Source organism: Isoptericola croceus, assembly GCF_029382255.1.
Lineage (GTDB): Bacteria > Actinomycetota > Actinomycetes > Actinomycetales > Cellulomonadaceae > Isoptericola > Isoptericola croceus.
In genome coordinates this window covers 315879-334562 of the sequence record NZ_JARLLG010000003.1, presented here as the reverse complement: position 1 = coordinate 334562, position 18684 = coordinate 315879, and the positions used below count along the sequence as shown (strand labels likewise).

Here is an 18684-nt window from a genome sequence, read left to right as displayed (position 1 = left end):
GTTGCGGCGACGTCATGAAGATCAGGTTCCCGTCGATCAGCTCGGCGTGGCGGGGCGCGTCGGGGAGGTCGGCGAGGTCCGCCACGAACCAGCCCTCGCGCCCGACCGGGATGTCGTGGTGATGCTCGGGCGTTGGCGGGGCACGGCCAGGGGTGCTCGTCGGCGGCCAGCAGGCGGTGTGGACTCGATAGCGGCCTAGCTGTTGCGGGTCATGACCAGCGCGGTTGACACCGGTCCCGAGCGGGCGTGTACTGAACCCATGTTCGAACGCACGTTCGAACAGCGGTCCGACCGACTGCTCGACCGCCGGGAGGGAGGCCGCATGAGCGTCGTCCCCGAGGTCCGCCCCGTGATGGGTCCCGGTCTCGCGGGCCACGGGGTTCCTCACGACGACCGGCACTCGCGGGCACTGGCCGCGTTGCGAGCCGCCGAACAGGGGAGCACCCGCCCCGTCCAGCAGGCGAGCAGGCCGCCCGCGCCGGTCCCGGAACCGGATGGCGGCATCACCCCGGCCCGCCCGGTCCACCCTGCGCTCGCCGCGCTGCTACCCGGCGGAGGGCTGCCGAGCGGCGGCGTGCTCACCGTGCAGGGCTCCACCAGCCTGCTGCTCGGTCTGCTCGCCACCACCTCGCGCGACGGCGCCTGGGTGGCGTTCGTCGGGGCCCCCGCCGTCGGGATGCTCGCCGCCGCCGACGCCGGGATCTCGCTCGAGCGCACCGCCGTCGTCCCCGATCCCGGCCCGGACTCACCGGCCGTGCTCGCCGCGCTGCTCGACGGCATGGACGTGGTCGTCGTCGGCCCGCAGGCCGCCCTGCTGCCCGCCGACCGGCGCCGGCTCGCCGCTCGTACCCGGCAGCGCGGCGCCGTCCTGGTGGCCACCGGGCACTGGCCCGGGGCGCACGTCGTGCTCGACGCCCGGGGCGGGGCATGGGCCGGTGCCGACGCCGGGGCCGGGTGGCTGCGACGACGCACCCTGTCGGTGCTGCGCACCGGGCGAGGTTCCGCGGCACGGCCCGTGGAGATCGACGTCGAGGTGCCGGTCTGCGGAGAGGTCCCGCCGACCCCCGTGCCCACCGGGCCCGTCGCCCCCCGCGAACGTCGGCTGAGGGTCGCATGACCACCCGCACGGCGGTGCTCTGGGTGCCGGACTGGCCGGTCGTGGCGGCGCTGACGGCCGCCGGGATCGACGCCCACGTGCCGGCCGCCGTCCTCGGTGCTCGGTCGAGCGGCGGCGCGACCGCGGGGCGCAGCGTCGTGGCGACCTCCGCCGTCGCGCGCGCCGCCGGGGTGCGCCGAGGCATGCGTCGTCGTCAGGCCCAGGAACGTTGCCCCGACCTGGAGCTGCTCGAGGTCGACGACGCCCGCGACGTCCGCGCCTTCGAACCGGTGGCCCAGGCCGCCGAGACGGTGGTGGCCGGGCTCGAGGTCGCCCGTCCCGGTCTGCTGCTGCTGCCCGCGGACGGCGCCGCGCGCTACCACGGCTCCGAGCGGGCGCTCGCCGAGGCCCTCGAGGCCGCCGTCGCCGCGCGCACCGGCCACGAGTGCCAGGTCGGGGTGGCCGACTGCCTCCTCGCCGCCGTCCTCGCCGCCCGGGCCGACGCCGTCGTGCCGGCGGGGGAGTCGGCGGACTACCTCGCCACCCGTCCGGTGGGCGAGCTCGTGCACGCCGTCTGCGAGGCCGGCGCCGTCGCTGCGGTGCGGGAGGCGGCGGGGCTGTGGTGGCGACTCGGGCTGCACACGCTCGGCGACCTCGCCGCACTGCCCGCCGCGAGCGTGGCCGGCCGCTTCGGCGACCTGGGGACCTGGGCCCACCGGCTGGCGCGCGGTGAGGACGAGCGCCCGCCCGCCCGCCGTCGCATCGAGGCGGACCTGGCCGTCGAGACCGAGCTCGACCCGCCCGCCGAGCGGGTCGACGTCGCCGCCTTCGCCGCACGACGCCTGGCCACCGAGCTGCACACGCTCCTGACGGACCGCGGCCTGTCCTGCGGACGGCTCCGCATCACCGCACGCACCACCGCGGGCGAGCTCGAACGGCTGTGGCGCACCGATGCCGCCGCGACCGGCGGGCTCAGCGCCGCACGCATCACCGACCGGGTGCGCTGGCAGCTCGAGGGCTGGCTCACGGCCTCGGCGCTGCGCCGGACCGGCACCGAGGGCACGCCGCAGGTCGCACCGCTGGTGCACCTGGCGCTCGCGGCCGAGGACGTCGCGCCGGCCGGGACCCACCAGCCGCGCCTGTGGGGCACCGACGCCGGCGAGGACGCCCGCGCCCGCCAGGCACTGGGGCGCGTGCAGGGCCTCCTCGGGGCCCAGGCCGTGCTCACCGTGCGCCTGCAGGGCGGGCGTGACGCCCGCAGCCGCGTCCAGCTCGTGCCCTTCGGGGAGGAGGCGGCGCTCGAGCGCGACCCCGACCTGCCGTGGCCCGGCGCCCTGCCGAGCCCTGCGCCAGCCGTCCTGCTGCCCGACCCCGTGCCCGCCTGCGTGCTCGACGGTGCGGGGGGCGCCGTCGTCGTCGACGCCCGGCTCGCCGCGAGCGGCGACCCCGCCCGCGTGCGCTGGGACACCGAGGACCTGACGCAGGAGCACGAGGTCGTCGGCTGGGCCGGCCCGTGGCCCCTGGCGGAGCGATGGTGGGCGCCGGACGGCGGCCGCCGCCGCGTCTACCTGCAGGTCGTGCTCGACGACGGCCGCGGGCTGCTGCTGGCCCAGCGGGGTGGCACGTGGCAGGTGGAGGCTCTCTATGACTGAGCGGTACGCGGAGCTGCACGCCCACTCGGCGTTCAGCTTCCTCGACGGCGCCTCCCACCCCGAGGAGCTGGCGGCCGAGGGCGCCCGCCTGGGCCTGGAGGCGCTCGCCCTGACCGACCATGACGGGTTCTACGGCGTCGTGCGGTTCGCCGAGGCGGCGCGGAAGGTCGGCCTGCCCACGGTCTTCGGCGCCGAGCTCCACCTGGAGGCCCCGGTCCCCGGCGGCGCGCCGGTGCTCGACCCGCCCACCGGCGTGCCGGACCCGCGGGCGACCCACCTGCTCGTCCTGGCCCGGGGCGCGGACGGCTACCGGAACCTGTCCCGGGCGATCGCGACGGCCCACCTCGACGCCGGGGTCAAGGGCAAGGCGCGCTACTGCCTCGACGAGCTCGGGGCGCAGGCGGACGGGCAGTGGCTGGTGCTGACGGGATGCCGCAAGGGCGCCGTGCGCCGCGCCCTGGAGGAGGTGGCCACGGACGGCGGCCCGCCCGGTCCGCAGGCCGCCCGGGCAGAGCTCGACCGGCTCGTCGCGGCCTTCGGCCGGGACAACGTCGCCGTGGAGGTCACCGCCACCGGAGACCCGCGCGACGCCGATCGGCACGCCGCGCTCGCCGCCCTCGCGGCCGACGCCGGCCTGCCCCTGGTCGCGACGACGAACGCCCACTACGCCCGCCCGCGGGACGCCGACCTGGCCGGGGCGCTGGCGGCCGTGCGCGCCCGGTCCTCGCTGGACGGCATGGACGGGTGGCTGCCGGGCGGTCCGACGGCGCACCTGCGGTCGGCCGCCGAGATGCTGCGTCTGCACGCCCGGCACCCGCAGGCGGTGCGTACCGCGGCCGGGCTGGCGGCCGAGTGCGCGTTCGACCTGCACCTCGTCGCGCCGAACCTGCCGCCCTACCCGGTGCCGGACGGTCACGACGAGGCCAGCTGGCTGCGCGAGCTGGTGCGCCGCGGTGCCACGGAACGCTACGGCACGAGAGAGGCCGAGCGGGTCCCGGGAGCGTGGGCGCAGGTCGACCACGAGCTGCGCGTCATCGCAGACCTGGGCTTTCCTGGCTACTTCCTCGTCGTCTACGACCTGGTCGAGTTCTGCCGCAGCCGGGGCATCCTGTGCCAGGGCCGGGGGAGCGCAGCCAACTCCGCCGTCTGCTACGCGCTCGGGATCACCGCCGTCGACGCCGTGCGCCACGGGCTGCTGTTCGAACGGTTCCTCGCGCCCGAGCGGGACGGGCCGCCGGACATCGACATCGACATCGAGTCGGTGCGGCGCGAGGAGGTCATCCAGCACGTCTACTCGCGGTTCGGGCGCACGCACGCCGCGCAGGTCGCCAACGTCATCTCCTACCGGCCCCGCTCGGCGGTGCGGGACGCCGCCCGGGCGCTCGGCCACGACGTCGGGCAGCAGGACGCATGGTCCAAGTCGATCGAGCGGTGGGGGTCCCTGCGCGGGCACGACCCGACCAGCCCGGCCGCGGACGCCAAGGCCAGGGACGCCCGGGCGACCGGTGGCGCGCCGGTCACACGGCGGCAGGAGAAGAAGGCCCGGGTGGCCGCCCAGTGGGGGCATCACGGGACAGGCAGGGTCGTCGACCCGCTGGCCGTCGACGCCGGCGCGGCGCGACGGGCCGACGACCCGCACGACGTCGTGCCCGCGCAGGTGCCGCCGTCGGCCGCGGAGGAGGGCGAGATCCCCGCACCGGTGCTGGACCTGGCCGACCGGTTCCTGCGGCTGCCGCGGCACCTGGGCATCCACTCGGGCGGCATGGTCATGTGCGACCGCCCCGTCATCGAGGTCTGCCCCGTGGAGTGGGCCCGGATGGAAGGCCGCACGGTGCTGCAGTGGGACAAGGAGGACTGCGCCGACGCCGGGCTGGTGAAGTTCGACCTGCTGGGGCTCGGGATGCTCACGGCGATCCGGTACGCCTTCGAGTCCGTCCACGAGCACACGGGCCGGCGCCTCGCGCTGCACACCCTGCCGCCGGAGGACCCGGGCGTGTACGACCTGTTGTGCGCCGCGGACACCGTCGGGCTGTTCCAGGTGGAGTCCCGTGCCCAGATGGCGACGCTGCCGCGGCTGCGGCCGCGCTGCTTCTACGACATCGTCGTGGAGGTCGCGCTCATCCGCCCCGGCCCCATCCAGGGCAACTCGGTGCACCCGTACATCGAGCGGTCTCGCGGCCGGGAGAAGGTGACCTACCTGCACCCGCTGCTGGAGCCGTCGCTGAAGCGCACCCTGGGGGTGCCGCTGTTCCAGGAGCAGCTCATGCAGATGGCGATCGACGTCGCCGGGTTCAGCCCGGCCGAGTCGGACCAGCTGCGGCGGGCGATGGGGTCCAAGCGGTCGGCCGAGCGCATGGAGGCGCTGCGGGAGCGGCTGTTCGCGGGGATGGCAGAGCGTGGTGTCCCGCCGGACGCGCGCGAGGAGATCTACGACAAGCTCAAGGCGTTCGCGGACTTCGGGTTCCCGGAGTCGCACGCCTACTCCTTCGCCTACCTGGTGTACGCCTCCGCCTGGCTGAAGGTCCATCACCCCGCGGCGTTCTACGCGGGACTGCTGGCGGCGCAGCCGATGGGCTTCTACTCCCCGCAGTCCCTGACCGCCGATGCTCGCCGGCACGGGGTGAGGGTGCTGCGCCCGGACGTGAACACCTCCCGGGCACTGGCGTGCGTCGAGGCCGACCATGCCGTCGCGGAGGCCGACCACGCCGTGGAAGACCGTCCGGGGCCGACGACGGGTGCTGAGGGCATGGTCGACGTCGATCCGCGCCTGGCCGTGCGGATCGGGCTGTCGGCGGTGCGGGGGCTCGGCACCCAGGTGGCGGAGCAGGTGGTGGCCGAGCGTCGCGCGCGCGGGCCGTTCCGCGACCTGCGCGACCTCGTGCGCCGCGTCGACCTGTCGACCACCCGGCTGGAGGCGCTCGCGACCGCCGGTGCGCTGGAGTCGTTGGGCGTGACGCGACGGGAAGGGCTGTGGGCGGCCGGCGCGCTCGGTCAGGAGGGGCCGGACACCCTGGACGGGGTGGTCGCCGGGGTCGAGGCACCGCCGCTGCCGGGCATGAGTCCCCTCGAGATCGACGTCGCGGACGCCTGGGCCACCGGGGTCACCCCGGGTTCCACCTCCCCGCTGGAGCACGTGCGGGCCGGGCTGGACCGCCAGGGTGTGCTGACGGTGGAGCAGGCGACGACGACCGAGCCGGGGCGCCGGGTCGCCGTCGGCGGCGTCGTCACGCACCGGCAGCGTCCCGGCACCGCGGGCGGGGTCACGTTCCTGTCCCTGGAGGACGAGACAGGGCTGCTCAACGTCATCTGCACGCCCGGCCTGTGGCGGCGGTTCCGCACGGTGGCGCGTGGCGCTCCCGCGCTGGTCGTGCGCGGTCGGGTGGAGCGGGCCGACGGCGCGGTCAACCTGCTCGCCGAGCACCTCGCCGCCCTGCGGCTGCCGGTGGCGACCCGGTCGCGGGACTTCCGCTGACCGCGGCGTCCTGCGTAGCGTGCTGCGCGGCGGCACGACGGCGGTCGCGGCGACCGCGGACCAGCTCGGTGGCCAGGGCGTCCAAGGGCTGGGAGAACGGGTCGGCGAACGTGGCGAGCCAGCTCCGGGCGGCGTCGATCCCGGCGGGGTCGACGGTGTACAGGCGCCGGGTCCCCTCGGCGTGCACCTGCACCAGGCGCGCCTCACGCAGCACCCGCAGGTGCTGGGAGACCGCCGGCTGCGAGATGTCCCGTTCGGACTGCAGGGTCGCGACCAGGGCGCCGGCGGGCTGCTCGCCCGCGCGGTGCACGAGCTCCAGCAGCCTCCGCCGTACCGGGTCGCCGAGCGCGGCGAGCGCCTCGGCGGCCGCCCCGTCCGGTCCGGTCACCTCAGGCCTCGGGCGGGGTGGTGTAGAAGGCGATCGTGCGCTCTGCCGCCGCCCGAGCGGCCTCGGGGTCGTCGCCGTCGGCCGCGGCCGCCTCTCCCCACGCGGTGGCTGCCGCACGGACGAACGCGACGCCGTCCGGCGAGACGCTCCAGGTGTCGGCCTCGCGCGGGTCGCTGCCGGCCCCGGTGTCGAGGTGCAGGCCGAGGCCCATGAGCGTGAGGTCCCAGCCGACGCCGGTGGCTCCCGGCCCGTACTGCTCCCAGAACTCGGGCTGCACGGGCGCCTCGTGGACCAGCTCGAGGAGCGTGCCACCGTCGTGCGGGCGCAGCGTGACCGTCACCCAGGACGTGCCGCCACCGAACTCCCACGTGACGGAGAACGACTCGGGGGCCTCGCACCGCTCGATGGTGCCGCCGGCGTTGCCTTCGAACTGGTAGCGCCCGCCGGGTGCCAGGTCGCCGTCCACGGGCAGGAACCAGCGGGGGAGGCGTTCTGCGGAGGTGACGGCGTCCCAGACGTCGTGCTGCTCGGCGGCGTAGCTGCGCCGGGCGACCGCGATGCGGGTGGGTTCGCCGCCGCGCTCGCCGCTGCGGACCTCGCGGGCGACCAGTCCTGCCGTGGCGACAGGGTCGATGATGATGCTCATGATGTTCCTTCCATAAGTAGAGACTTATATTCAACCATGAGATGGCCACCGGTGCACCTGCGGCGTGACACCTCGCTCTGTCGGTGTCGGCACCCCGTCGTAGTGTCGGGACATGGTCGAGGTGAGGGTGGAACCCGCGACCGCGAGCCGGTTCGACGACGTGGCGACGTTGCTCAACCCCCGGGGGCGCGAGCAGGCCTGCTGGTGCCTGCACTGGCGCATGCCACGCGGGCTGTCGGTCGACGGGCGCGAGGAACACCTGCGCGAGCTGTGCGCGCACGAGCCCCCAGGGCTCCTCGCCTACCTGGAGGACACCGGCGGCGGGACCGGGACGACCCCCGTCGGTTGGGTCGGGCTCGCACCGAGGTCGGCAGTCGGCTCGTTGCAGCGCTCGCGCGTCCTGCCCCGCGGCGAACCCGAGGACTGGCCGACGACCTGGGTCGTCATGTGTTTCGTGGTGCGGGTCGGGTACCGGCGCCGCGGGGTGGCCCGCGCGCTGCTGCACGGGGCGGTCGAGCACGCGCGGGCCCGGGGCGGACGGGTCCTCGAGGGCTTCCCCGTCGAGGTCGCCCCGGGTGCCAGGGTCCCGGTGAGCGCGGCGTTCGTCGGCACCGTGCCGCTCTTCGAGTCCGAGGGCTTCGAACGGGTCGGGGACACCGCTGCCACCAGCGGGAAGCTGCCCCGGTGCGTGATGCGGCACGTGCTCGCCGCCGACTGAACAGGCTCTGGCGGGTCCCACCTGCCAGGATGGCGGAGCATGAACCGACGACGAACGGCATGGTGCGGGTTGATCGTGGTGCTGCCGCTGGCCGGTTGTGCGGGGCCGGCCGGTACAGGCGAGGGGACCGCCGCCCCCTCGCCGAGCGCGACGCCCGCCGATCCCGCGACCGTCGCGGAGCGCGCAGGGTCCTACGGCGTGGTGCCCGAGTACGTGCTGACGATCGACGTGGAGGGGCTGACCGCGATCTCGCACGCCGGCGGGGCGTACGGCGCCGACGGGTACTCCGCGGTCCTCGCCGACGCCTCCACCGGTGCGGCGGTGATGGTCTCCGCCGTCGCCGGCGGGATCACCGCCGGATCCTGTGCGGACCTGCCCGTGCTCACCACCAGCGGTTCGACGGCGGACGGCCCGGTCGAGTGCAGGACCGACGGCGAGATGTTCCACCGCACGGCGGGCGACGTGCAGGAGTACGCCGTCGAGCGTGACGGAGCCCTCGTGCGGGTGTCCGGGTCCGGTGTCGAGGCCGAGGTGCTGCGCGCGGCGCTGGAGTCGGTGCGCGTGCCCACCGCCGACGAGCTGGACACGCTGCTGCCGCCGCTGTCCGGGCCGGTCGAGCGCGGCGACCTCCCGCCGGGGGACGGGGCGCCGGACAACAGCGTCGGCCGGGGCGGCTGACCGGCCCACCGGCACGTCGACTTGCACGGAGGCGCCCCGACGCGTTCGGATGGGCGACGTGCGCGCGCTCGGGTCCTCGTGACCGACGGGCCCGAGCGCACGCGAGCATGAGACGCCGCGATCCCGGGACGATCCGGGAGAAGGGATGACCCATGACCGCTCTGACCGACACCACGACCGACCTCTACCCGAGCAGGCTCGCCGAGCCGGGGGAGATCGTCGAGCGCGAGCACCCCACGGTGTGGGGCACGGCCGACGACGGCCCGTTCGACGCCACCGCGCTGGAGGCGCACGACCAGCGTGGCTTCACGATCCTCGAGGACTTCATCACGCCCGCCGAGGTGGCCCGGTACACGGCCGAGCTGGACCGGCTGTCGACCGACGAGTCGCTGCGCGGCGACCCCCGCGTCGTCACCGAGAGGTCCTCGGGCGAGGTGCGCTCAATCTTCGAGGTGACCGCGCTCAGCCGGCAGATCGACGCGCTGAGCCGTGACTCCCGGCTGCTGGACCGGGCGCGCCAGCTCCTGGGCTCGGACGTGTACCTGCACCAGACCCGGGTCAACTACATGCCGGGCTACAAGGGCACCGGGTTCTACTGGCACTCGGACTTCGAGACGTGGCACGCCGAGGACGGGATGCCGGCCCCGCGCGCCGTGAGCTGCTCGATCGCCCTCACCCCGAACTACCCGTACAACGGTGGTCTGATGGTGATGCCGGGCTCGCACCGCAGCTACGTGCCGTGCGTCGGCGAGACCCCGGCGGACTACCACAAGGACTCGCTCAAGGAGCAGAGGATCGGCGTCCCCAGCGAGGAGGCCATCACCGAGCTCGCCTGGAAGTACGGCGTGGACCAGTTCACCGGTCCGGCCGGCTCCGCGCTGTGGTTCGACTGCAACATCATGCACGGGTCCGGCAACAACATCACGCCGTTCCCGCGCTCGAACATCTTCCTGGTGTTCAACAGCGTCGAGAACACGCTGACCGATCCGTACGCCGCGCCGGCACCGCGCCCGACGCACATCGGCAGCCGCGACTTCACGCCGCTGCGGTAGCCCGGGAGCCGGGCTGGCCCGGGCACCCGCTGCCCGGGCCAGGTCGGCCGCCGGTCCGCACGCCGCCGACGCCGGCACGCCCTGACGGACGTGCCGGCGTCTCACCACGCCTGGGCGAAGACGTCGGCGAAGAGCTCGTCGGCGTCCACCTCCAGCCCCCGGCTGGTGAACCATGTGCAGACGTTGCGGCAGTCACGGTGCAGCAGGTCGGCGCCGAAGGGGTTCGCCACCAGGTCCACGACCTGCGGCAGGTCGATGATCACGAGCCGGCCGCCGTCGGCGTTGCCGGACGCGCCGGCCGTGTCGACGAGGACGTTGTACGGCGACAGGTCGCCGTGCGCCCACCCGAGCCGGGCGAGGACGCTCATCGCCCGGTACAGCTGGTCGAACCAGTCGGCCAGGATCGCCGGGCCGGGACGCTGCCGCGCGAGCCTCGGCGCGGCCTCGTACGCGCCGTCGTCGGTGCGACGGCCGACGAACTCCATGAGGAGCTCGGTGCCATCGATTTGTACGGGATAGGGGACCGGGGCGCCGGCGCCCCAGAGCTCGCAGAGCGCGGAGAACTCGGCGTCGGCCCACTGCGTGGCGGCGACCGACCGGCCCCAGGCGGACCGACGGTCCTCCACGGCGCGCTGGTCACGGGTCCGCCGGGACCGGCGCCCCTCGGTGTACGTGGCGGCACGGTGGAACTGCCGGTTCTCGCGGCGACGGTAGCGCTTGGCCGCGAGAAGGCTGCCCCGGCCGGGCTCGTCGGGCACGGCGCGTTCGATCAGGAAGACGTCGGCCTCCTTGCCCGTCTTGAGGACGCCGAGCTCGGTGTCCAGCGCCGCGTCGGCGGTGACGACCCAGTCAGGCCACGGTGCGGGCCCGCGCTGGCCCTTGGCCACGGAGGTCCAGGTGGACCACCGCTGGCCGGGACCGGGCCCGGAAACGGTGTGCGGGGTCGGGAGGGAGTCGGAAGAGGGGGTGTGCTGGTGCACGGGAAAGGCTCCTCGAGAGGGAGGAGCGGCCGACGGCGGCTCCTCAGCAGGTGGTGGCGGTCGCCCGTGCAGGGCGGACCGGCAGGGCGTGCGTGACGACGACGTCCATCTCTTCTGCCCTCCGTCCGCGCGGGCGCACCTGCTGCGCCGTTCACCGTGAGGCTGCCAGGACCACCTCACCTCCGTCCAGCGAATAACTCTCTACGGTGGGCGGATGGAATTCGTGCCGGTCGCCGAGGACGTGCTGGTCCGCACGAGCCGTCGGCTCGCCACCACCTCCACGCTCGTGCTGGGACGCCGTCGGCGCGGAGGCCGGGCCGCGCTGCTGGTCGACCCGGCCTGGGAGCCGGACGAACTGATCGCGATCGCCGCCGAGGTCGAGGCGCTCGGTGCACGGGTCGTGGCCGGCTTCGCGACGCACGCGCACCACGACCACCTGTTGTGGCATCCCGACCTGGGGGACGTCCCGCGCTGGGCGACGCCGACGACGGCCCGGACGGCGCGGCACGAGCGTGACCGGCTCGTGGCGGAGGCGCGGCAGGACGCGCGACGGTACGGCGGGCACGAGCATCCCCGCGAGGTGCTCGACCTGCTGGGACGCGTCACGGCGTCCGGCGGACCGACGACGGCGCTCCCAGACCTCGGTGGTCTGCTGCCGGTGGTGCAGGTGGTCGAGCACGACGGGCACGTTCCGGGGCACGCGGCGCTGTGGCTACCGGGCAGCGGCGTACTGGTGGCCGGCGACATGCTGAGCGACGTCGAGCCTCCGCTGCCGCTCGACGAGATCACCGGCCGGGCGGACGTGGCGACGTACCGCGCCGGCCTCGAACGCCTGGCACCCTTCGTCGCCCGGGCGGCGGTGCTGGTCCCGGGCCACGGTTCCCCGACGACCGACCCGCAGGCCCGCCTCGAGTCGGACCGCCGTCTCCTGAGCAGCTGGCCGGGCTGACGAGCGGCGCGCTCAGGAGGGGAGCAAGGACTCGCCGGCCGACAGGACGAGCTCTGTCGCGGAGCTCCATGCCGACGCCGTGTCGAACCCCATCTGGTTGAGCGCCGCCCAGGCGACGCCGAGCAGGGCGTAGGCGCTCACCGGCGTCATCAGCGCCCACTCGCGCCATGACCCTGCGTTGCCCAGCAGAGGCATCGAGATGTTGCCGCGCGGGCTCCACATGTCGTCGAACGGCAGCCAGCGGTGTCGCCTGATCCAGCGGGGCGACGTGATCCTCAGCGGCCAGAGCAGCGGGACGCCGCGGGTGGTGAGCAGGTCGCCGAGGACGTGCACCGCGCAACCCAGGCCGACGCAGAACGGCATCCAGTACCACTCCTCGGGCGCGAACACGGCAACGAAGGCTGCCAACGAGACGGACAGGCTCCATGTCCACCATCGGCGCTGTCCGGTCAGCTTCAACGCCCGCACGGCGAAGGCGATGAGGAGCACGGCCATGATCCCGGGGCCGATCAGCACGTCGCCGAACCGCTCCGTGGAGACCGAGATGAAGCTCATCGCCCACGCGATCACGGTGAAGACGGCGACGCCGACGATCGAGTGGGTGGCGTTGCGGTGGCCGCCGGCGACCGTGGCGACGAACTTGGTCACGCCCTCCGACACCGGCGGCAGAGAATGCGAGATGGTCCCGTTGTGGTGGTCGGCGTCGGGCAGCAGGGCGGCGCCCGCGCACACCAGCGCGCCGGTCATGACCCCGACGTCGGAGACCGGGTACCAGCCGAACGCGATCGGCGTCGTGGCCGTGACGGCTACCCAGGCGGCCGCGCCCGAGGCGGCGTGGTGCCCACCCATCATGGTGTGCGTGCTCCTTCGTCCGGTCTGCTCCCGATGACCGTTTGGTCCGGGCTCGCCCGAACGCTACACGCCGTCGCCGACGCTCTCGGAACGCTGCGCTCCCAGGACGCCCTCGACGTCCGGCGGCTCCCACCCGGCCGGCTTGAGGATCTTGCCGTCCGGACGTCGCAGCGGCCGGCCGTCCGGCCCCAGCTTCGCCATGTTGGACGCATGGATCTCGGCGAACACCGCCTCGCCGGGGATCCCGCACTCCAGCTCGAACCCGTGCAGGACGTACCGCAGGTCCCCGGTCGCGTCGGCGGTCTCCACCAGGTCGGCCTCGTCGGTGGGTCCGTCCACGACCGCGGCCACCGCCTGCTCGACCACGGCGCGCGCCCGCGGACCGAGGACGGCGCCGGTGAGCTCGGCGAACTCCTCGGCGACGAGGCGGTAGCGCAGCCGGAGCCGGTCGCCGGGAAGAGCGAGGTCCGGGGTGCCGTCGTTGATGGGGATGCCGAACGCCTCGTGGAACGTGCGGACCATCTGCCGTTCGCTCGTCATGGTGCGACGCTATCGGAGCGAGGCGAGGCGGAGCGGGCGCGGGGGCGCGCGTCCGGTGTCTGCCCAGGATGCCCGGACAGGATGCGCGCCGAGTTGACCAGACCCAGATGACTGAAGGCCTGCGGGAAGTTGCCGAGCTGACGGCCGGTCGTGACGTCGAACTCCTCGGCGAGGAGACCGAGGTCGTTGCGCAGCCCGAGGAGCCGCTCGAACAGGGCGTGGGCCTCCCGCTCGCGCCCGATGCCGTGCAGCGCGTCGACGAGCCAGAAGCTGGCGACGAGGAAGGTGCCCTCGTCGCCCGGCAGGCCGTCGACGTGGTCGTCGCTGCTGCTGCGGTACCGCAGCAGCAGCCCGTCACGCCCCAGCTCGCGCTGCACGGCCTCGACGGTGCCGACCACGCGCGGGTCGTCCCACGGCAGGAACCGGACACGGGGGATGAGCAGCAGCGACGCGTCCAGACCCGTGGAGCCGTAGAACTGGGTGAAGGTCCGGCGTCCGGCGTCGTAGCCGCGGGTCAGGACGTCGGAGCGGATGGCCTCGCGCAGCACCTTCCACTCGTCGACCGGGCCGTCGAGCCCGAAGTCCTCCACGGCCCGCACCATGGCGTCGACCCCGGCCCAGGCCATGACGCGCGAGTGAACGAAGGGTCGGCGCGGGCCCCGGACCTCCCACAGCCCGTTGTCGACGTCGTCCCAGTGGCCCTCGAGGAAGTCCAGCAGGGCCTTCTGCAGGCGCCAGCTGTCGGCGTCGTCCGCCAGCCCGGCGGTCCGGGCCACGTGCAGCCCGCCGAGGGTCTCGCCCCACACGTCCAGCTGCAGCTGGCCGGCCGCGCCGTTGCCGATCCGGACCGGAGCGCTGCCCTCGTAGCCGGGCAACCAGTCGAGGGTCGTCTCCGGGATCCGACGGCGGCCGTCCAGCCCGTACATGATCTGCAGGTCGGCGGGGTCGCCCGCCACGGCGCGCAGCAGCCACTCGCGCCAGGAGCGGGCCGCTGCGGTGTGGCCGGTACCGAGCAGCGCGAGCAGCGTGAACGTGGCGTCGCGCAGCTAGCAGTACCGGTAGTCCCAGTTGCGAGGACCGCCCGGCTGCTCCGGCAGCGAGGTCGTCGCGGCTGCGGCGATGGCACCGGTCGGTGCGAACGTCAGCGCCTTCAGGGTGAGCAGGGAGCGGCGCACCGGCTGCTGCCACCGGCCGTCGTAGTCGGTCTGGCCGATCCAGTCCGACCAGAAGTCCAGGGTGTCGACGAGGGCGTCGTGCGGGTCGAGGCGGGCGGGCTCCGGCAGGTGCGAACGGTAGTGGGCCAGCACGAACGGGATCCGGTCGCCGGGCGTGACCTCCACACGAGACCGCACCGCCCCGCCGGCGACGTCGGCGGACACCGGGGCGGAGAACCTGAGCGCGTCCGGTCCAGCCACGAAGCGAATGCTGGTCGTGCGGCCGCCCAGGGTGGTGCCGGCCTCGCTGATCCACGGCACGATGCTGCCGTAGTCGAGGCGTGGCACGAGCAGGCTCTCGACGGTCACGCGGCCGCGCAGCCCTTCGACGATGCGCACGACGTGGGGATCCTCGCCGCGCGGGGGCATGAGGTCGGTCACCCGGACGTGCCCGTCCGGTGTCTCCCACTCCGTCTCCAGCACGAGCGAGTCGCCGCGGTAGCGACGCCGCGTGCACACCCCGCCGGACGCCGGCGCCACCCGCCAGAAGCCGTGCCGCTCGTCTCCGAGCAGCGCGGCGAAGCAGGCGGGGGAGTCGAGGTCCGGCAGGCAGAGCCAGTCGAGCGACCCGTCCCGGCCGACGAGCCCCACGGTGTGCAGGTCGCCGACGACCCCGTAGTCCTCGATGCGTGTGCTCATCGCGCTCACGCTAGGCCTGTCACGTGACCTGCGCCACGGCGGGACGGTTTGCAGGTCGGGGCGCCCGTCGTGCTATGTTTTTCACCGCACCGAAACGGGCCTACGCGGCCCGGGAGCGGTCCACCTGTCCGGGTGGCGGAATGGCAGACGCGCTAGCTTGAGGTGCTAGTGCCCTTTATCGGGCGTGGGGGTTCAAGTCCCCCTCCGGACACTCGTTGAGACAGCGACGACGAAGGCCTCCCGGTCCACAACGGGGGGTCTTCTGTCGTTCCCGGGTGGCGTGGTGGCCTGGTCGGGTGGTGCTCGGTTCACTCCTTGGCGTGCGCCTGCTGTCGTTCGGTAGTGCCACCGGTGGTGACGGCGGGCGAGCTGCCTCCCATCCTAGGAATGCTCTCCAACGGGGTGCGGAGTAATGCCGGCATCCCGGTCCTGCGGTAGCGCCGGCATCGGACAGGCTGGTGTCGGCGTTCTTCGCCCTGTCACCTGCTCATCGTCGAAGGCCGCGAGAACTCGATGATCGATACCGGCGTCGGCCAGCTCACGCGTGCGCTGCGCCGTGCGTCCTGACACGGAGGGGACTGCCCCGGTGGCGTGGACCGGTCTGAGGCATTTTCGCTGCCGCTGGACAAGGTGGGAGAGTTTCCCCGTGGATACTCGGAAGGTCATCGCGACCGCTCGGCACTGGGCCATCAGCTACTCGCAGGTCGACGCGCGCCGCACCGTGGTGCGTCTTGACGCCGTGCACGCACTCGACGCGCTGAAGGGGAACCTTGTTGCCGTGAACCTCGGGGGTGAGATCGGGTGGCGCGTGCTCCCCCTCGGCGCGAACGACGCCTCGGCGCTGCGCGCCGTGTCCCGTGCCGTGACGCTCGCGCCAATCGAGGCAGAAGACCAAGAGGCAGTGCGGCAGCTCGCCGAAGAGGTGCCCGAAGCGCTTGCCGAGGCGGAGGCGGTGTCCGGCGCGCGCCGGCTGCTGGCGACACCAGCGGTGCGGCAGGCTGGTGCAGAGGCCGTGGAGTTTCTCACCGAGTACGTCACCTGGGGGCTGGAGTGCGGGCTGCCCGGGGTTCTGCGTCGCCTGGAGCCTGGCTCGGAGCCGGAGGACATCACGGTCACCGACGCGCTGTCCCCGCGGGTGGGACTGGGTACGATCTGGCGCGGCCTGGGCGCCGCCGAGCTGATCGATGCGAGCGCGCTTCCTGCTGCGAGCGGCACGTCGGTGTCGGCCGCCGACGTTGACCTCACCCAGCTGCGCCCCGTGCTCGCCACCGGTACCGCGACCCATCTCGTCGTCTTCAGCACGGCGCCGCACCGCGCGGCTGATCTGATGACCGCCCTGCAGCCCTGACGAGGGGGCAGACCCTCCTGCTCAGACTCTGTGACTGCGGTGCCACCTGTGAACGGGCCAGTGCATGATGCGTTGCCGTCCCAGTGCAGACGATCAGGTCGTTGCCTTCCTCAGGGCGTCGGCGGATGGGTCTGCCGCACTGATGGGTGACGCTGATGATGCAGCTGTCCGCGTCGTCCGGTTGGTGGGCGAGGGGGCAGGCCGTCGGTGGGGGAAATGGAAGTGACAGTTCCCCGGGGCTTGCAGGATCGGCCTGGCGGAAGGTAGATCGCGTTCGTCCACCCGTGAGCAGCAGCGCGAGGGCAGTGGCTCAGGTGGTGGTCCAGATGCGGTCGATGGGCATGACGTGGAGTCGGTCGTCGTAGGTGTAGGTGCGGGTGCCGGTGTAGAGAGCGACGCCCGCGATAAAGGACGAGCCGAGGGTGTCGCGTAGTTTGCGCAAGCCGCTGAAGTCCGTGCCAGAGACGCGGGACGCGGCCTTGACCTCGAAGCCGATGACGCCGCCGTCGTCGGCCTCGAGGACGAGGTCGACCTCCTGGTTGTCGCGGGTGCGCCAGTGCCCGTAGTCGACGATGTCTTCGGTCCAGCTGGCTTCTTTCAGGATCTCTGCGACGACGAAGGTCTCCAGGGCGTGGCCGAACTCGGTGAGTGCGGCTGGCTCGCGGCGGGCGAGCTTCTCGGGGGTCAGGCGCAGGAGTCGGGAGGAGACGCCGGTGTCGAGCAGGTGGACCTTGGGGCGGGCGTTGGTGCGTTTGGTCAGGGTGCGGTCCCATGCGGGCAGGATCCGTAGGAGGAACACGGCTTCGAGTAGGCGCAGGTAGTCGCGCGCGGTCTTGTTGTCGACCCCGGTGGCGTCCGCCATCCGGGTGGCGTTGAGGACCTGGGCGGTCTGGCCGGCGGCGCGTTCGAGGATGAGGGGCAGGGTGTGGGCCTGGCGGATCTTCGACAGCTCCTGGACGTCGCGTTCCAGGGTGAGGCGCACGTAGTCGTCGACCCAGCGCCGGCGGGCGCGGTCGGTGGTGGCGGCGAGGGCCAGAGGGAAGCCCCCGAGGACAACCCTCGTGGCGTAGTCCTCACGTGTCGTGGGCGAGGGGGCCGCGGCAGCGGACTCGACGGCGGCGGCCGGGTCGGCCAGGAGCCGCTGCGGCAGGTCTGGACGGGTGCGCGCGAGCTCCGACTGAGCCAGCGGCAGGATGGGAAGGCGCTGGAGCCGGCCGGTGAGGGCCTGGGCGGCCCGCGGGAGCGCTTCGTGTCGCGCGGAGCCGGTCAGGACGAACTGTCCGGGGTGCCCTGAGGCGTTGAGCTTCGCCTTGATGGCGTCGAGCACGACCGGGGCGTGCTGGTACTCGTCGATCAGGACGACCTGGTCCCCATCGATCATCGTGCCCGGGTCGCGTGTGACGGCGTCTCGGGTGTCGAGGTCGTCGAGGTCGAGGATCCGTCCTTCGACCGCTGCGGCCAGCTGTCGTAGCAGGGTCGACTTGCCCACGGCGCGCGGGCCCTCCAGGAGGAGCACGGGGCTTTCGCGGTGCCGCTCCAGAGCGACGGCGAGGATCCGGCGTGGCACCATCTCGTTCGACGTGTTCACCAGGGAAGGCTACGCCAAATCCTCAACTGCCGGGCCCTGGACTCCAGAACTGCCAGCATCTGAGTTCCGAGACTGCCGGACGTTGAACTCCGAGACCGCCGGGTGCCGGGGAAGGGGTTCGCGACCGGTGGCGTCTCTGCACGCGGTCTGGCCGAGGCGGTCGACATGGAGGTCGCAGTGCACAGCGTCTGCTGGGCCGCACCCGCCTCGACCCGGATGCGCATCGGCAAGCTCGCCGATGGCGGTGTTTCCGCCGGGAACATACAAGGACCACTCAGAGCCCAGTGAGAGCTATCGACGACCGGGTGTGTGCAGGTCGGCGGGCATCGCTAATGGTCACGCATCCACCCGTGCGCGTTTCAAGTCCCCCTCCGGACACCACGCTGAGCAGCGGAAACACGGGCTTCCGCTGGCCATGGGAACATCAGCACCCGAAGGCACGACGAGAGAGCCCTTCTTCGCAGGTCGCGAAGTGGGGCCCTTGTCACACCAGGACGAGCAGCCGCCGTCACCTCAGGGCTCTCGTTCCCACGCGGGCACGCCTCGCGGACAGCGCCGTCGGCACCATCTGATCGGCCGGTCGGGACGTCTGCGACGACGACGCGGGGTGGAACGTCTGCTCGCGGTACAGGTCGACGCACTGATCGTCATACCGAACGGACTCGCCTATCACGTGGTGCGGCAACCCGGCGCGGTTCTTGTGACACCACCGCGCCGACTTGCCGATCTGCTGCGCGGACTACTCCTCATCGCGTAGCGGGTCGCGCGCGGGCAGGTGCTGTGCGTCACCAGGTCCGCCCGGGGTTGGGCTCCTCCTCCCGGTACGGCGGGGGCGCGATCTCGCAGGCGGCGATCGGCTCGTTCCTCGACGT

Annotated in this window: 17 protein-coding genes and 1 tRNA gene; 10 read left to right on the top strand and 8 right to left on the bottom strand. The window is 73.4% G+C overall.

The annotated features are described in order from the left end of the window. Window positions 1-259: 259 nt before the first annotated feature. The 3 genes from imuA' to PZC42_RS10145 are packed head-to-tail and all read left to right on the top strand — an operon-like array spanning window position 260 to window position 6220. Window positions 260-1117, top strand: a complete 858-nt coding sequence (imuA', locus tag PZC42_RS10155) for a DnaE2-dependent mutagenesis accessory factor ImuA' (protein WP_277210612.1) — start codon at window positions 260-262, stop codon at window positions 1115-1117. Next, window positions 1114-2748, top strand: a complete 1635-nt coding sequence (locus PZC42_RS10150) for a Y-family DNA polymerase (RefSeq protein WP_277210610.1) — start codon at window positions 1114-1116, stop codon at window positions 2746-2748. The genes imuA' and PZC42_RS10150 overlap by 4 nt, the downstream gene beginning before the upstream one ends. Further along, a complete protein-coding gene (locus PZC42_RS10145) occupies window positions 2741-6220 on the top strand; it encodes an error-prone DNA polymerase (protein WP_277210608.1) in 3480 nt (1159 codons plus the stop codon). Before PZC42_RS10150 ends, PZC42_RS10145 begins: the two co-directional genes overlap by 8 nt. On the opposite strand, the gene PZC42_RS10140 is transcribed toward PZC42_RS10145, so the two are convergent. Next, a complete protein-coding gene (locus PZC42_RS10140) occupies window positions 6150-6608 on the bottom strand; it encodes an ArsR/SmtB family transcription factor (RefSeq protein WP_277210605.1) in 459 nt (152 codons plus the stop codon). The genes PZC42_RS10145 and PZC42_RS10140 overlap by 71 nt on opposite strands. Before the next feature lies 1 nt (window position 6609). Beyond that, window positions 6610-7254, bottom strand: a complete 645-nt coding sequence (locus PZC42_RS10135) for an SRPBCC family protein (protein WP_277210604.1) — start codon at window positions 7252-7254, stop codon at window positions 6610-6612. Between the two features lie 112 nt (window positions 7255-7366). Here PZC42_RS10135 and PZC42_RS10130 point away from each other — a divergent pair, with 112 nt between their 5' ends. From PZC42_RS10130 to thpD, 3 genes are all read left to right on the top strand, one after another. Continuing rightward, the gene (locus tag PZC42_RS10130; protein ID WP_277210602.1) at window positions 7367-7972 is read left to right on the top strand and encodes a GNAT family N-acetyltransferase; all 606 of its coding nucleotides are present in this window, start codon (window positions 7367-7369) and stop codon (window positions 7970-7972) included. Window positions 7973-8011: 39 nt separating this feature from the next. Beyond that, window positions 8012-8650: a hypothetical protein gene (locus PZC42_RS10125; protein WP_277210600.1), complete on the top strand. Its 639-nt coding sequence runs from the start codon at window positions 8012-8014 to the stop codon at window positions 8648-8650. A 152-nt stretch (window positions 8651-8802) separates the two neighbouring features. Beyond that, a complete protein-coding gene (gene thpD, locus PZC42_RS10120; RefSeq protein WP_277210598.1) occupies window positions 8803-9702 on the top strand; it encodes an ectoine hydroxylase in 900 nt (299 codons plus the stop codon). A 101-nt stretch (window positions 9703-9803) separates the two neighbouring features. Here thpD and PZC42_RS10115 read toward each other — a convergent pair whose 3' ends face one another. Then, window positions 9804-10682 carry a serine protein kinase RIO gene (locus PZC42_RS10115; protein ID WP_277210596.1) on the bottom strand — a complete coding sequence of 293 codons (879 nt, stop codon included), beginning with the start codon at window positions 10680-10682 and terminating at the stop codon, window positions 9804-9806. Window positions 10683-10896: 214 nt separating this feature from the next. Between PZC42_RS10115 and PZC42_RS10110 the strand changes: the two genes are divergently transcribed. Beyond that, window positions 10897-11631, top strand: a complete 735-nt coding sequence (locus PZC42_RS10110) for an MBL fold metallo-hydrolase (protein WP_277210594.1) — start codon at window positions 10897-10899, stop codon at window positions 11629-11631. Between the two features lie 12 nt (window positions 11632-11643). Here the strand turns inward: PZC42_RS10110 and PZC42_RS10105 are convergent, their stop codons facing one another. The 4 genes from PZC42_RS10105 to PZC42_RS10090 all read right to left on the bottom strand — a co-directional run bounded on the left by PZC42_RS10105 (window position 11644) and on the right by PZC42_RS10090 (window position 14876). Then, window positions 11644-12483, bottom strand: coding sequence for a metal-dependent hydrolase (locus PZC42_RS10105; RefSeq protein ID WP_277210592.1), 840 nt, complete (start codon window positions 12481-12483; stop codon window positions 11644-11646). Window positions 12484-12546: 63 nt separating this feature from the next. Continuing rightward, entirely contained in the window at window positions 12547-13023 is a 477-nt protein-coding gene (locus PZC42_RS10100) for a pyrophosphohydrolase domain-containing protein (RefSeq protein ID WP_277210590.1), read from the bottom strand. Further along, a complete protein-coding gene (locus tag PZC42_RS10095) occupies window positions 13020-14039 on the bottom strand; it encodes a glycoside hydrolase family 15 protein (RefSeq protein WP_438802949.1) in 1020 nt (339 codons plus the stop codon). The genes PZC42_RS10100 and PZC42_RS10095 overlap by 4 nt, the downstream gene beginning before the upstream one ends. 30 nt (window positions 14040-14069) lie before the next feature. Next, window positions 14070-14876: a glycoside hydrolase family 15 protein gene (locus tag PZC42_RS10090; protein WP_277210589.1), complete on the bottom strand. Its 807-nt coding sequence runs from the start codon at window positions 14874-14876 to the stop codon at window positions 14070-14072. Window positions 14877-15002: 126 nt separating this feature from the next. Here PZC42_RS10090 and PZC42_RS10085 point away from each other — a divergent pair. Together PZC42_RS10085 and PZC42_RS10080 are read left to right on the top strand one after the other, a co-directional pair. Beyond that, window positions 15003-15087: transfer RNA gene (locus tag PZC42_RS10085), tRNA-Leu, on the top strand. A 435-nt stretch (window positions 15088-15522) separates the two neighbouring features. After that, window positions 15523-16224 (top strand): nuclear hormone receptor family protein, encoded by a 702-nt coding sequence (locus tag PZC42_RS10080; protein ID WP_277210587.1) that lies wholly within the window; start codon window positions 15523-15525, stop codon window positions 16222-16224. Between the two features lie 310 nt (window positions 16225-16534). Here PZC42_RS10080 and PZC42_RS10075 read toward each other — a convergent pair whose 3' ends face one another. Then, window positions 16535-17812, bottom strand: a complete 1278-nt coding sequence (locus tag PZC42_RS10075; protein ID WP_277210585.1) for an ATP-binding protein — start codon at window positions 17810-17812, stop codon at window positions 16535-16537. A gap of 607 nt (window positions 17813-18419) precedes the next feature. On the opposite strand from PZC42_RS10075, the gene PZC42_RS10070 reads away from it, so the two are divergent. Further along, a complete protein-coding gene (locus PZC42_RS10070; protein ID WP_277210583.1) occupies window positions 18420-18569 on the top strand; it encodes a hypothetical protein in 150 nt (49 codons plus the stop codon). The last annotated feature ends 115 nt before the right edge of the window (window positions 18570-18684 follow it).